This window comes from Bartonella sp. AP36NXGY (genome assembly GCF_042195865.1).
GTDB lineage: Bacteria > Pseudomonadota > Alphaproteobacteria > Rhizobiales > Rhizobiaceae > Bartonella.
Window position 1 is genome coordinate 110331 of sequence record NZ_JBHIPD010000003.1, and the last position, 14501, is coordinate 124831.

The window sequence follows — 14501 nt, forward strand, 5'->3', positions numbered from 1 at the left end:
TCAATGAGGATCTTTTGCTTTTCCGTCATAAGTGGGGGTGGTATGTTTAAAGCATAAGGTAAAGACAGGGGAATATTTCTTATGAATGCTCTCAAGTTCTAAGGGGCGCTGTAGCAACATTGGGGACTGGCAAAGTATGCAAGGGAATTGGCGTACTTCCATATACGAAATTCTGAAAAAACTTACGGCAAAGATAGTTTTGTTTCTTTGCCTTGTAAGCTCAGAGCATGCTTGTTTTGCGCTACCATATCACTGCTCCCCCGTATACAAATCCCAATGACCATCGCCTTGAGATGCTATATGTTACAGTGCGATCTAAAAAGTCTCTGTCATAACTCGTCAACAACACTGTTCCCGCTAAATCAGCCACAAACTCTTGTAACAAATTAAAGAAAAGCGATGATGCAATACGAATTAAAATGTTTAGATATTAATATCTGAAACATTACCGTGAACGCGCTTCCATTTCTTCGCGTAAAATTTCAAGTTCTAACCATTCTTCTTCTTTTTGTGTGCAAGTATTTTTCTTTTTTGCCAACGTTGTTGATAAACGTTCAAAACGCTCTTTATCACTGCGATAAAGGGCTGGATCAGAGAGTTCTTGCTCAATTTTTTTGATTTCGTCCTGTAAAACAGCAATTTCTTCAGGCAATTTTTCCAATGCATAAACCTGCTTATAAGACAATTTACCTCGTGTTTTTTTCTCCCGCCCTATCAAGCGATCATCTGTTGATGTGTCCTGTTTTGAAAGCTCTCCCGCATGAGATTTTGAAGGTGCTTTACGTTGCGATAATTCTGTTTTTTTGCGTTGTAAACGAAGAGCATGCTGGTTTTGCGCCATCATATCACTATAGCCGCCCGCATACAAAACCCAATGACCATCACCTTGAGGTGCCAACATATGCGTTACAGTACGATCTAAAAAGTCTCTGTCATGGCTGACCAACAATACTGTCCCCGCAAAATCAGCAATAAATTCTTGCAACAAATCCAAAGTTTCCATATCCAAATCATTGGTCGGTTCATCAAGAATCAAAAAGTTTGCAGGACGAGAAAGAAGTCGTGCAAGCATGAGGCGTGCTCTTTCTCCCCCAGAAAATTCTTTAAGGGGAGTGCGTGCTTGTTCCGGTGAAAATAAAAAGTCTTTCATATAAGAAACCACATGCCGCTCCAACCCATTGATCACAAGAGTATCACCTCTTCCCCCCGTTAAATAATGCGCTAAAGTTTCTTCTTCATTTAAAATACGTTGCTGATCAAGCAATGCCATAGAGAGGTTATAGCCATGCCTCACCGTTCCACTATCCACGGCTTCTTGCCCAATTAATGCAGAAAGGAGCGTTGTCTTTCCGATTCCATTGGGTCCTACCAAACCGATTCGATCACCCCGCTGAATGCGCAAAGAGAAATCTTTCACGATAATGCGATCACCATAGGATTTTGAAATTTTCTTTGCTTCAAGCACCAATTGCCCAGAATCATGACTTTTTGCTGCTGTCAAAAGTGCATTTCCTGGCTGCCCTTTATAGGTTTGATGACGCTGTCTTAAGTCTTTTAATTCGCCTAAGCGCCGTACATTACGCTTACGCCGTGCGCTCACGCCATAACGCAACCATTGCTCTTCACGAGCAATTTGGCGCCCCAATTTATGCTGTTCGATGGCTTCTTCTTCCAGTGCTTTATCACGCCAATTTTCAAACTCAGAAAAACGCTTTTCCAGTCTTTTGGTTGTGCCACGATCAAGCCATACCGTTGACCGCGTAACATTTTCTAAAAATCGCCGATCATGGGAAATCACCACAATCGCTGAACGCAAAGAAGCCAAAACAGCTTCCAGCCATTCAATGGTTGGTAAATCAAGATGATTGGTTGGTTCATCTAAGAACAAAATATCGGGTTTTGCAGCAATGGCCCGTAACAATGAAACACGCCGCTTTTCGCCTCCCGAAAGCGTTTCCAATTTTTCCGTCCCAGAAAACCCTAAATTTGTGCGAAGCGTATTAATCCACTGAACATCAGATATATCATCCAGCCCCGCTTCCATATAAGCATTAATATCTTCAAATCCTGAACAATCCGGATTTTGTGAGACATAACGGAGCGTTACTCGCGGGTGGCGAAAAATTTCGCCACCATGAGGTTCTAATATTCCTGCGGCAATTTTTAATAAGGTTGATTTTCCACAACCATTACGGCCAACCAACGCAATACGCGCCCCCTGCTCAACCGATAAAGAAGCTTGATTGAGCAAAGGCGTTTTTCCAAAATTTAAGAAAATGCGGTCAAGCCGCAGAAGCGGCACCGCCATTAACGAACGCGGCGCGGACAAGGTGCTTGATACATCACCCCTCTTGCATCACGGTAAGCACACAATTGCCGTACAGGAACTCTTTGTCTACAAGGTGCTTGGTAAACATGCCCTCTACGACCACGATACGTGCACAATTGTGATGCCTGTCTTTGTTGTTTTCTTTGATTTGCAGCTGCACCTGTTACTGTTCCAGCCAAAGCACCAAATGCTGCACCGGTAAGTGCTGCTCCAGGCGTACTTCCAGCAATAGCAGTTCCAGCCAAAGCACCGATTGCTGCTCCTCCTACGCCGTAACGTGCAACGCGTTCATCATTTGTAGTACAAGCGACTGAACTGAAACCAATGGCTGCAACAACGGCCACTTTAAAAATTGATTTTAACATATCAAAACCTTTCCTTCTCAAGATCAATACATATATCGTTTATGTCGGCACTTCATCACTAGGCCCCCCCCTGCCTTATTCAAAATATATTGGAAGAGCTTTATGGAATAGGTACAGACACTAGCAATATAGCTTTTCCAGAACCTAAATGGCAAGAAAAGGTTCCACAAATACGGTTAGAAAGTGTTAAAGAAGAGCCAAATGACACATTTTTGTCACAAATTGGCCATTTTACTCCCTTAAGCGTTAAACCTTTTAAATCAGAAAAACCGATAAGACTAAACAAACACCCTTTAGGCAAATCATATGAACAAGGCTTTGGCAAAACCGGCCAACCTTCTTCCAAACCGCTTGTCAACAACACTGAAATACCCCTTTCAGCCATCATCAACGCTTGCGTCATATGAGAAAGGCTATGATCACTTCGCTCCCCTCCCAAAGCACCGCATAAAATAAGCTTTTTAGCGCCATTTTGCAGCGCTCTTTCACATGCCAGAGCACTATCTGTCATATCTTTATCAGAGGGAAAAACTTCACGCGGAACATGACTATATTGACGTATTAAGTTCTCATCTGATGAATCAAAGTCCCCTAACCACAACTCAGGCGTCACATTAAGCGCTGCCGCATGACGCATACCACCATCAGCAGCAATTACCCGACTGTTTTGAATTTTATTAAGCAAACGATCAGTGATATGAACATCCCCATTTAATAATATCGTAAATGTTGTCATGCCATACTTTGCCTTTCACAAAATTTTCTTTACAGTGCATCTTTTTATAAGTGAGAGTCATTTTTTATAAACAAAAAGCGTGATATAGCCAAACGAATCCTTATTCTTAATGCCTTTCTTAAAGAAACATACGATACAAAGATACAAATGCAATTTGCCAAATTACTCCGCAGAAATAATGTGCACCATGGTCCAACGCACCCCATTTTTCACCGCAATTTTCTTTTTCGCTCTTGCCTGTATAAAGCCACTCTCATAAGTTTAACGTTTCTCCTTTCAGCTTGTCATACACCCTTTTCTCAAAATGATAGGCTTTCTTCCACTTCTTCTAAAACGATCAAACGTACCAACAACCACAATATCTATGTCACATTAAGCGCTCTGCAACACCCACGTATTTTGCAAATGTATGGTGGCGCTTATCATGATGCAAAACTTGAACACCTTTTAGCAAAGATTGTCCGTAAACTAGCAGTTGCATCCCATAGTTCTCATCAAAGCTATTCTGTAACAATTTTAAACTCAGAAACTATCAACGCTTTTGCGCTCCCCAACGGCTCGATCTACATCACTCGTGGTATGCTGGCATTAGCCAATGATTCTTCAGAAGTTGCAGCCATTTTAGCCCATGAGATAGCACATATCAGAGCCAATCATGGCATTTTACGCCTGCAAAAAGAAGCCCAATTAAAGATGACCAATCATATGTCTTCACGTCTTCTTTCTTCTATTGGCAAAAAACTTCATAACCCTATGCAAAACAAGCAACAACTCGCGCAATTTTCCCGCAATCAAGAGCTGGAAGCTGATTCCCTTGCGCTCGAAATGCTCCAACAATCAGGATATGATCCTTTTGCTTCACCACGCTTTCTTCAAACAATGGAAGCCTACAGTGCTTTTCGTAATATTTCTGGCACCCAAAATGCCTCTCTAGATTTTTTAGCCTCCCACCCAACTACCCCTCAACGCATTCGGCTTGCGATAGAAAAAGCGCGTAAAATCAGTAAAGGGAATAGTAAAATATCCGATCATGATTCTTTTCTCAAAAGCATTGATGGCATAATTTTTGGAGGAGGCTTTTATACAGGTTTTGTACGAGGCAACCAATTTATTCACCCACAATTGCGCATAGCTTTTTCTGTTCCAAACAATTTTACAATAGAACATTCAGCACACACTGTTTGGGCCAGTGGACCAGATAAAATTGCGATTCGTTTTGATGCTATTCCACATCCTGCTGAAATATCTGCGAGTGATTATTTGAAAAGCGGCTGGATTATCGGTCTAGATCAATCATCTATCCGCCCCATCACAATTCAAGGGCTCCCCAATCAAGAATTTATGCGCCAAGAATCCCAAAGCCAAAGTTTACTTGGAGCGCGGGCCTATGCTACCAATGATCAATGGCAATTTGATGTGGTTGTCATTCCATTCAACAACCACATCTTTCGTTTTTTGACGGCCGCTCCATATAATTCTCGAAATTTTGCAGAGGTTGCCCAAAAAACGCTACAAAGCTTTCATTCTCTTTCATCTTCACAGTTAAAAAAATTGCAGCCCTTAAAAATCCGTGTTGTCCGTGTTAAACAAGGAGAAACCGTTGCCAATCTTGCAGATAAAATGCAATACACACCATATAAAGAAAAACTCTTTCGCATCCTCAACGCCCTCTCACCAACGCAAACTTTACCCGCAGGTACAAAAGTGAAAATTATTACAGAATAAGCCTTTCTTCTCATCCGTTACAGTTTTGATTCTTTTCTGCCTGTATCACGCCCTCCCCCTTAAAGCATATTCGAAAATAAAGAGGAACACTTTAAAATCCAACTTCATCATGCCTTTATAGGTCTCCGTTTGATATATATATATATATTTCCTCCAACTAACAGCCCCCTATCTTCCTCTGTTTATCAGTAGCACTCCCAAGGAGGCATATTCCTAAACAAATATGAACATCCCCTAAAACTGACTTTATCATATTCTCATATGCCCCCACTTAATATATTCTCTTCCCCCCCAAAAAGCCTTTCACTGCTTATATATCGTAAGCATCTTCTGAATGAATCGTAAGGAGAGCAGAACGCAATTTTTGCAAAGCCCTAGCTTCAATTTGACGCACGCGCTCTTTCGAGATTCCTAACTTTTCACCTAAAACTTCGAGAGTCGCCCCCTCTTCATTTAAGCGACGAAAGCGAATAATTTCCAACTCCCGTTCGTTGAGAATTTGCAACGCATCGTAAAGCCATTGTGTACGCCGTTGACCATCAATGACTTGCTCAATTAAAGCATCAGGAAGAGGACTCTCATCCACCAAAACATCCATCTTAGCAATGGGATTATCACTGTTCTCAGAAACAGAAACACTCAAGGAATTATCAGAACTGGAAAAACGAAAATCCATCGTTTCAACATCGCGCACGGAAACACCGAGTTTTTCAGCGATTGTGCGAAAAATATCCTGTTTTGACAAAGCACTATCATCTTGTATCAGTTTTGCACGCAAACGCCGAAGATTAAAGAAAAGTGCTTTTTGCGAAGAACTCGTTCCCCCTCGAACGATTGACCAATTTCGCAAAATATAATCTTGAATAGAAGCGCGGATCCACCACGTTGCATATGTTGAAAAACGCACTTCCCGATCAGGTTCAAAACGTGCAGCTGCTTCCAATAGTCCCACATACCCTTCTTGTACCAAATCCCCCAATGGCATTTTGAAACGTTTAAAGCGATTAGCAATAGCAATCACTAAACGCATATGAGCCGCTGCAATTTGATGCATGGCATCATCATCACGTTTGTCTTTCCACCGCAGAGCCAAATCATGCTCTTTTTGTCGTTCAAGATAAGGTGCTTGCATAGCAGAACGCATCATATTACGTCCTAAGCTTTTGTCTGCATCGCTATAATTTTTGCTGCTTTTATAAACAGCATTTGAAAGATTACCCATAATAACCCCTTGCGATTAAAATTATCAAAATTGATTTGGCAACGACATCATTGTTCTTCGCTTAAAAAGAACGCAAAAGTTGTTAACTTCTGTGACCACTACTTTAACGTGTAATTTTATAATCGCAATTGTTTTTTTTACTGTCATGGTAAAACTTCTTGACATAAGACACAATTTCACCTGCAAAATGCCTTTACAATATGCCTTTTAGCCTATGAAATATTTGAAAAAACTTTCTCTTCACTTTTCATGACAAAACAGCAAAAAAATAAAGTGATCATGCAAAAGAAATGCCGTTTTTTGATAACCGGTTCCGTTTCCTTTTAAATTGAAGAATTTATTTATGCTTTTAGCTTTACAATACAACTAATAAGTGTAATTTGCAAATATAAAGCATCCAAACTGAATGAAAACTGAATGAAAAAAGAATCATTCAAGTTTTAAAGGCGCAAAGAAACAGCAAAAAATGACAAGAGTGATTGAAGCAAACGCAACAAACGTGTTAAAGAAAGAGCACCATTATGAAATTGTCGCAAAAAGCTTTTGACCAGTGTCACACTGAGAAAGAAAATGATCATGGATAGCAAGATTGTTCAACAGAATGAGATTCTTCAAGATGATATTCTCATTGAAAAACACGGAAGGGGTAAATTTGAAGGTTTTCGTTTTTATGCCAACAAAAACAGTACCGATCAAATAGCTGAGAAGCAAATTTCAACAGAGAATGAGAATTTGATTCTTGCTTTTTCCAAACGCGCGACACGTTTTTGTGCTTCTGCAAATGGAGATTTTACCCTCAGTTCTGATGGAATTGTGCGCTGGATTGGTCAACCCGTAGGACAACTTGTAGCAACAGAAGATTTTTTTAAACCAAAACTGATTGTTTTAGCAGATGAACAACTCACGGGAGAATCCCGCAATAACGTTGTGAAACGATTAGAACGCTTTGTCACCTTTCATTTTGAAACGACTTTAAAACCCCTGTTTGATTTGCGCAATGCTGATAATTTAACGGATTCAACAAACAGTCTTGCTTTACAACTTTTTAACTCTTTAGGGATTTTACCACGCCGCGAAGTCTTAGACATTGTCAAAAACCTTGCGCAAGAATCACGTGCCGTTCTTCGGCGTCTAGGCGTGCGTTTTGGCGCTTTTCATATCTATGTTGCCGGAATGCTTAAACCTGCTCCGGTTCAAGCCATTACTCTCCTGTGGAATCTTCAAAATGCGGGACAAGATCAAACTGGTTTGGGTGAAGTTTTTTCAGCATTATCTGCTGGTCGAACCTCTTTAATTGTTGACCCTACCTATAACCGCCAATTTTATCAATTAGCCGGCTACCGAATCTTAGGACAACGTGCTGTACGGATTGATATTTTAGAACGTCTTGCCAATCTCATCCGTCCCGCACTTCATTGGAAACAAGGAAGTGATCCTAAACCCGATGGAGCCTATGATGGCAAAAGTTTTTTTGTTACACCAGCCATGATGTCCATTCTTGGGGCCAATGGAAACGATATGGAAGAAATCCTCAAAGGACTTGGTTATCAATCGTACAGCATAAGCAATACTGTTTTTGAACAAAATCTCTTTGCACACCAAGCCTCTTCCCCTGTCAATAGGGCAATGCAAGATGTTCCTGCAGCAGAATGCGTTGGAAGTCAATGGCAAACAGTAAGCGATTTAGAAACAACACGAGAAGAAAAAAATACCTCATTCCCAAACACTTCATCCTCTGGTATTGAAAAACATCTCCATAAAACCAATCGTTTACCAGCAGCTGAACCTGTTGGGAATTTTGCCAAATCCCCTCGCTCTACAGAAGAAGATAAAGTTATTTTGTTATGGCATTATAAGCATCAATTTCCCCACCATGCACAAAAAAAACGTGATAAATTAGGAAATAAGTGGCAAAATAAATCGAAGAACGCTGTAAAAAAAGCGGAATACAAAAATGAAAATTCCCCTCAAGAAGCACCATCACAAGCAAAACGCTCTCATAAGTTCCACAAATCCCAAGGGAAACATGCAAATCATAAGCCCTTTCAAAAAGAAAAGCGCCTTAATCCTGATTCACCTTTTGCGAAACTAGCTGTACTACGCGATCAACTCACCAATCATAAAAACACGCACACACTTTCCTCTAAAGAGAATTAAAGTAACAAATGGAGTTTGATCTTGACCCACGTAGTAACCGACAACTGCATTCACTGCAAATATACGGATTGCGTTGAAGTCTGCCCAGTTGATTGTTTTTATGAAGGGGAAAATATGCTTGTTATTCACCCCGATGAATGCATCGATTGTGGTGTTTGCGTGCCAGAATGCCCAGCAGAAGCGATTTTACCTGATACAGAACCAGGATTAGAAAAGTGGTTAGAACTCAATCTTCATTATGCAAACAAATGGCCTAATCTAACCACCAAAAAAGATCCTCTTCCTCAAGCAAAAGAAATGGATGGTGTTCCAAATAAATTAGAAAAGTATTTTTCAGAAAATCCAGGAAGTGGCGAAGAGTAATGATAAAGTGTACACTCTCCTCCTTCAACGATTGAAAGACTTCTCTTGTAAAAATAAAAAATCCTTAAGCGAAATGATTGATTCTTTTAAATTTTGATGTTAGTGTTATTTTAACATGATCATCTTTCTAAGTATTTTTCTTTGCTTGTTATAGTAAAGCGGTGTATTTTTTTTTGATTTAAAAGTACTCGGCTTTTATGCTCACTTAATTGGTACAATATACTTGGTTAAAGAAAACTCAACCCTCAGGTTTATAACCTGTTTTCCGATACATTTGTTGATCATAAGGGAGTAAACTAAAATATGGCATCCCAACATGGAACGTCTTCCAAGACCAAAGAATTTGCAACCTCTGAATATATCGTCTACCCTACGCATGGAGTAGGACAAATTATAGCGATTGAAGATCAAGAAGTTGCAGGACATAAATTAAAACTTTTTGTCATTCATTTCGCGAAAGATAAGATGGATGTCAAAGTCCCCATTGCAAAAGCCCTTTCCGTTGGAATGCGTAAATTATCTGCTAGTGATTCTGTCGAACGTGCCTTAAAAGTTTTACGTGGAAAAGCACGCGTTAAACGGACCATGTGGTCACGTCGTGCACAAGAATATGATGCTAAAATCAACTCAGGAGATCTTATTTGTATCGCCGAAGTGGTCCGTGATCTTTTCCGCTCTAATCTACAGCCTGAACAATCTTACTCTGAGCGCCAACTTTATACAGCTGCTCTTGAAAGAATGGCCCGTGAAATTGCGGTTATCAATAGTCTTTCTGAAACAGAAGCTATCAATCTCATAGAGATGCATCTCTCCAACAAGCCGGAACGCGAGTTTAAAACTGAGAGAGAAGAAACAGATGAAAACAGTAAAGCTGTCTACGCTGCATAATACACTCTTTCATCATAATGATGATATTTCGATAAAACCAGCGAAAAGCTGGTTTTATTTTTTAACATCCTCTCTGCCCTTAAGGACAAAGTTTCTTAACCAGCGCCAATCTATAAACAATCTAACTTTTCGACAAATTCCTCCTCCTTATTTTCTTTCTTCATAGATAACAAACTGATTAATCATCATAATCTAGCATTATTCATATTAAATTAGAATCTTGAATATGGTAAGATTACTCATTTCAAATTGCTCTCATGTTGAATTAATCAAATCACTTGCTTGTCAATCACAAGCGGAGCTGATCTGTGGGTAAAAACTGTACAAAAAGAGCGAGACACTGTCTCAAGCACCAAAGGATATACCAACATTGGAATCTGGCAAGATGTGTAAGGCAGCAGGCTTGCTTTTTCATTAAGCGTAAAGATCATAGTGCCGTTTATACACTACACCGAGACTTTACCATTTACCCTTCTACAAAACCATTGGAACATTCAAAAACACCGTCATAAAATGGATGCCACAAATATTGAAAAATATTCCTTTTAAAAAAAGCGTGACAGTACAACATAAGCATATTTTGTCTTGGGCACTCTATTTTGCATGAGAAGCATTCCCCCCATTAAAAAACGCGATAAAAAAAGCATGAACTAAAACCATCATCTCCATTCTGTAAAAGGCATTCCAAATACTTTTGAAAGCTGTAAAATTAACTTAAAAAATAACAATAAAAATGAACGTTAGCATTGCCCTTTCAATTTCATATTTTTCCCAAATGAGGTTTCTCATTTCAGAGATTACGAGATATACGCAATATTCTTACTCCAATCGGACACATAAAATCTAGAATGATTCATAGAACTCTTAAAAGTCTCAATCTCTGTTTCAAACAAACCGCTAAAGATTGGATATTCTCAGCAGGAATTGTCCAGATATCATCTTCAATCTGATCTTCACGAATATGACGCAAAGGATTAGTATGAACGCCTGTCAGGATAAGCAAACGCAAAGCCAGTTGTGTTATGTTTTGTGTTTTACAGAGTAACTGATAAAAAGCAGGGACATCTTTCCAATCCATAGCTGGTCTATTTTACGTTTTATGACGTTGCTTACCTTAAGAGCGCGCGTGCTTTTTTTGCTTGTAAATCAACATCCAAACCCTAATGCAACCGCATGTTTAAGACAAAGATTAAGACGCTTCAGTGCTGTCTGAGCTGTTCCAGCTTTTGCATGCCAAATGGGAGAAAGCGTATTGCGTATCTCAGTTTGCGTAATCTCTGAAACGGGCAGACAACCTAATTTGGGGAGAATATAAAGGCGTCAGTGTAAAAACCAATCACACGCCTCACCATCATTTTTTAATTCAGCTTTACGGCTTTCAAAAGCATCTAAAGCAATATTTTTTAAATAATGGAGATTGCGCATTGCCTCACGCTTTTGTTTCTCACGTTCTTTAATGGGATCACGCCCCTCACGTAAAACAGCACCCCACCCAATTGCCAATTCACGGACTTGTTTAAAGAAACATCTCGCAACGCTCCCAAGCCCATTTCGCGGCCCCCGTGAAAGGTATAACGGTAAATCCATTGACCACCCCCATCTCTTACGTTTGTGAAGAAGCAAGCCGGTACCATCATTATATTTTCCAGCTCGTGGGTGTTACGACAGCCCTTGGCTCTTAAGACGATTCATAAGAACCATTTCTAGTCCTTTCTTATACAAATTTTATCCACACACTCATCCCACTTGTGACGTGCAAACGAGTGGTTTTGATTGATTCTAGATAGAGAGATTTGAAATAAGTGAATCTTACGTTATTCGGGGTTCTAATTCAATATGAAAAACAATGAATTATATATATAAATCAATATGTTGTCTAGTGATGAACAGATAACAAAAAAATCATAAACTTAGGTAAGAAACACTATAAAATCATTCATAAACCAGCTATGAACTGGAGAATCGTACCGGCTTTGATAAAATACTTTGCTCACCCCCACACATAACATATCTGGTTTTAAGTTTACTTATTTTTACAAGCTGTTCGCAACAAATCCCTTATATTCACAAAAATACGAAAAATATATGGACAATTCTTAGTTCAAAAATATGAAAAGACAGCGTGATATTCATAGAAAAGTCTCATGCACTTTTATCATAAAAAGCACTAAAGATTATTGAATGTGTACAACTTCTGTCTTGTAACGGTTTTCTCTTTTCTGCTCATAAGAAAGCACGCTGGCATCAGCATACACTTAACCCCAATGTTACAACAATTCTTACATTTGAAAATATTCATTATAAACATTTTTCCTTTTTTATAGAGTTTTCACCCACATGCCAGCCCCACTTGTGACCGAAAAGCAAGTGATTGTCATTGATTCAACATGGGGAAAAATTTGAAATGAGAAAATCCTACGATAGAGCTTCCATTCAAGGCGCAAAACAACAAATGATCTTTATAAATCAATGTGATGTCGATCTCTATTTTTTTAAGGAGAATCACATGTCACAATATAAGTCTATAGACAAACCATTGCCTTAAATATTCTCATAACAAACACCGGAAAACACCGGTATGCTTAAATCCTTACATAGATCAACCGCCTTAAACGATGATATTTTACGGTCTAATAGGATTCTCTCTATAGTCAATAAAGATTAAGTGCGATACAAAATGATTCTATTACTGAACTAACTTATATCAATACCCAAGCTCTTAACGAAGTCATCATAAAAGACACTGATACAAGCAATCCCTTATAGCCTCTCAAGAAAACAAGAAAATCATCTCCCACAATAGAATCATTTCTCTACAGCAAAACTTTATCCCACACATGTTCTCAAGAAAAAGTGAAAAACGCATCTTACCCAATGCATTCACTAATGAAATAAAAGAAATCCACCACTGGAAAAGAAAGAAAACGCTAAAGTTTTAACCACTAAAACAGAACGCCCACGATACATTCCCTGTTCCACATCGATAGAAGACGACGCAAGGGAACCTCAACATTCATCTTAAAGCGAAAATGCACGCCCCAAGCGTGCATTGATCGATGAAATAAAAGAAGTTGACCTCTGGAAAAGAAAGAAAATGCTCAGTCTTTAACCACTAAAACGGAACGCCCACGATACATTCCCGTTTTCAAATCAATGTGATGAGGACGACGTAATTCACCAGAATTTTTATCTTCGATATAAGTCGGCGCCTTCAGAGCATCAGCCGAACGGCGCATGCCCCTCTTCGCTGGAGAGGTTTTTCGTTTAGGTACAGCCATAAAAAGACACTCCAAATCCATTAAAACAGAAAAAGCAATGTCAAAAATGACAATGCTTCATTTAAAATACCATAAAATTTGAGTATATTATACACTGATAAAAAAGAAGAGGCAATGTCAAAATGATCCTCCTCTTACCAAAAATGACCTTCCTGTTATCAAAAATGGTGTCACAATAATCAAATGAATATCAAAAACACTGCAAAATTTAAGAATTTTATACACCAATGAAAGCTTTTTTATAAGCCCTTCATTCAATTTTTATTTGGTTTAAAAAGGGATTTGCGCATACAGTAGAGATACAGATAAAAAGAGAAGTGGATTTTTAATAAAAAACGACGCCAATTTATGAAAACAAGAAAAAGCAACAACCTTTCTCTTTAAACTTCATAATTTCATTTTTGTAAAAACAAAGGAAGCAAGAATGCACGAATTTACCACCCTTCTTGCAAAACATGGAAATACCGTTGAAAAGCGGCTTGATACCCTGTTAAGTGATCAAATCCAAACTGGTGAAATTTCACGCCCTAAAAATTTAATCAAAGCCATGCGCTATGGTGTGCTGAACGGTGGAAAACGCTTGCGTCCTTTTCTTGTAATTCAAAGTGCTGCACTTTTTGATGTCCCTGTAGAACATTCTCTTGATGTTGCATGTGCCTTAGAATGTATCCATTGTTATTCGCTCATTCATGATGATCTTCCCGCTATGGATAACGATATACTCCGGCGTGGAAAACCCACTGTCCATGTAGCATTTGATGAAGCAACAGCAATTCTAGCAGGCAATGCCCTCTTAACATTTGCCTTTGAAATCATTGCCCATAAAGCTAGTAATCTATCTACAGATATTAGAATCAAGCTGATCACGTCTCTTGCACAAGCGGCAGGACTTGGCGGTATGTTAGGTGGACAAATGCTGGACCTTGAAGCTGAAAAAAGACCGCAAGAAAGTACTGACATTATCACTCTACAACACATGAAAACAGCAGCCCTGATAAGCTTTGCTTGCCAAGCAGGTGCCATCATTGGCAATGCATCTAAAGAATTAACTGAAAAGCTTACTGATTTTGGTACCTATCTTGGTTTAGCCTTTCAATTAACCGATGACCTTCTTGATGTCACCGCCAACACGCAAACCCTAGGAAAAACGGCTGGGAAAGATGAAACGGCACAAAAAGCCACTTTTGTTCATCTTTACGGCATTAAAGAAACCCAAAAAAAGCGAGATACACTCATCAGTAAAGCAGAAGCATTCTTACATCCTTTTGGCGCTAAAGCACTCCCCCTCCAACAAGCAGCACACTTTAGTGCAATACGCCAAAATTAAACTTCATCCACCCTATTGTACATAGTGTACACCATCATATTTATTGAATGCATAATAGACTTTTCAAAGAAACGTTACCATTAATCTCCATTATAGTCCTTATCATGAAAT

Annotated in this window: 11 protein-coding genes and 1 pseudogene; 5 read left to right on the forward strand and 7 right to left on the reverse strand. The window is 39.1% G+C overall.

Annotated elements, in window-relative coordinates:
• Positions 1 to 445: 445 nt before the first annotated feature.
• The 3 genes from ACFINX_RS02450 to ACFINX_RS02460 form a co-directional block, all read right to left on the reverse strand.
• Complete coding sequence (locus ACFINX_RS02450) at positions 446 to 2308, reverse strand: ABC-F family ATP-binding cassette domain-containing protein (protein ID WP_375668281.1); 1863 nt, start codon at positions 2306 to 2308, stop codon at positions 446 to 448.
• On the reverse strand, positions 2308 to 2694 hold the full coding sequence (locus tag ACFINX_RS02455) for a hypothetical protein (protein WP_375645924.1): 387 nt from the start codon (positions 2692 to 2694) through the stop codon (positions 2308 to 2310). The genes ACFINX_RS02450 and ACFINX_RS02455 overlap by 1 nt, the downstream gene beginning before the upstream one ends.
• Positions 2695 to 2794: 100 nt before the next feature.
• Positions 2795 to 3430 carry a thiamine diphosphokinase gene (locus ACFINX_RS02460; protein ID WP_375668282.1) on the reverse strand — a complete coding sequence of 212 codons (636 nt, stop codon included), beginning with the start codon at positions 3428 to 3430 and terminating at the stop codon, positions 2795 to 2797.
• 147 nt (positions 3431 to 3577) lie between these two features.
• Between ACFINX_RS02460 and ACFINX_RS02465 the strand changes: the two genes are divergently transcribed.
• Entirely contained in the window at positions 3578 to 5155 is a 1578-nt protein-coding gene (locus tag ACFINX_RS02465; RefSeq protein WP_375668283.1) for a M48 family metalloprotease, read from the forward strand.
• A 310-nt stretch (positions 5156 to 5465) separates the two neighbouring features.
• On the opposite strand, the gene ACFINX_RS02470 is transcribed toward ACFINX_RS02465, so the two are convergent.
• Positions 5466 to 6377, reverse strand: a complete 912-nt coding sequence (locus tag ACFINX_RS02470) for an RNA polymerase factor sigma-32 (RefSeq protein ID WP_375668284.1) — start codon at positions 6375 to 6377, stop codon at positions 5466 to 5468.
• Positions 6378 to 6817: 440 nt separating this feature from the next.
• Positions 6818 to 6955, reverse strand: a complete 138-nt coding sequence (locus ACFINX_RS02475) for a hypothetical protein (RefSeq protein ID WP_375637565.1) — start codon at positions 6953 to 6955, stop codon at positions 6818 to 6820.
• Between ACFINX_RS02475 and ACFINX_RS02480 the strand changes: the two genes are divergently transcribed.
• From ACFINX_RS02480 to ACFINX_RS02490, 3 genes are all read left to right on the forward strand, one after another.
• Positions 6954 to 8534 carry a hypothetical protein gene (locus ACFINX_RS02480; protein ID WP_375613182.1) on the forward strand — a complete coding sequence of 527 codons (1581 nt, stop codon included), beginning with the start codon at positions 6954 to 6956 and terminating at the stop codon, positions 8532 to 8534. The genes ACFINX_RS02475 and ACFINX_RS02480 overlap by 2 nt on opposite strands.
• Before the next feature lie 21 nt (positions 8535 to 8555).
• On the forward strand, positions 8556 to 8897 hold the full coding sequence (gene fdxA / locus ACFINX_RS02485; protein WP_015856977.1) for a ferredoxin FdxA: 342 nt from the start codon (positions 8556 to 8558) through the stop codon (positions 8895 to 8897).
• 303 nt (positions 8898 to 9200) lie between these two features.
• Complete coding sequence (locus ACFINX_RS02490; RefSeq protein WP_273790499.1) at positions 9201 to 9785, forward strand: CarD family transcriptional regulator; 585 nt, start codon at positions 9201 to 9203, stop codon at positions 9783 to 9785.
• 904 nt (positions 9786 to 10689) lie between these two features.
• Here the strand turns inward: ACFINX_RS02490 and ACFINX_RS02495 are convergent.
• Positions 10690 to 11408: pseudogene (locus ACFINX_RS02495) on the reverse strand (tyrosine-type recombinase/integrase); the annotation flags it as partial.
• Positions 11409 to 12883: 1475 nt separating this feature from the next.
• Positions 12884 to 13063, reverse strand: a complete 180-nt coding sequence (rpmF, locus tag ACFINX_RS02500; RefSeq protein ID WP_005774555.1) for a 50S ribosomal protein L32 — start codon at positions 13061 to 13063, stop codon at positions 12884 to 12886.
• A 424-nt stretch (positions 13064 to 13487) separates the two neighbouring features.
• Here rpmF and ACFINX_RS02505 point away from each other — a divergent pair, with 424 nt between their 5' ends.
• Positions 13488 to 14390 carry a polyprenyl synthetase family protein gene (locus ACFINX_RS02505; protein ID WP_375668285.1) on the forward strand — a complete coding sequence of 301 codons (903 nt, stop codon included), beginning with the start codon at positions 13488 to 13490 and terminating at the stop codon, positions 14388 to 14390.
• Positions 14391 to 14501: the final 111 nt, after the last annotated feature.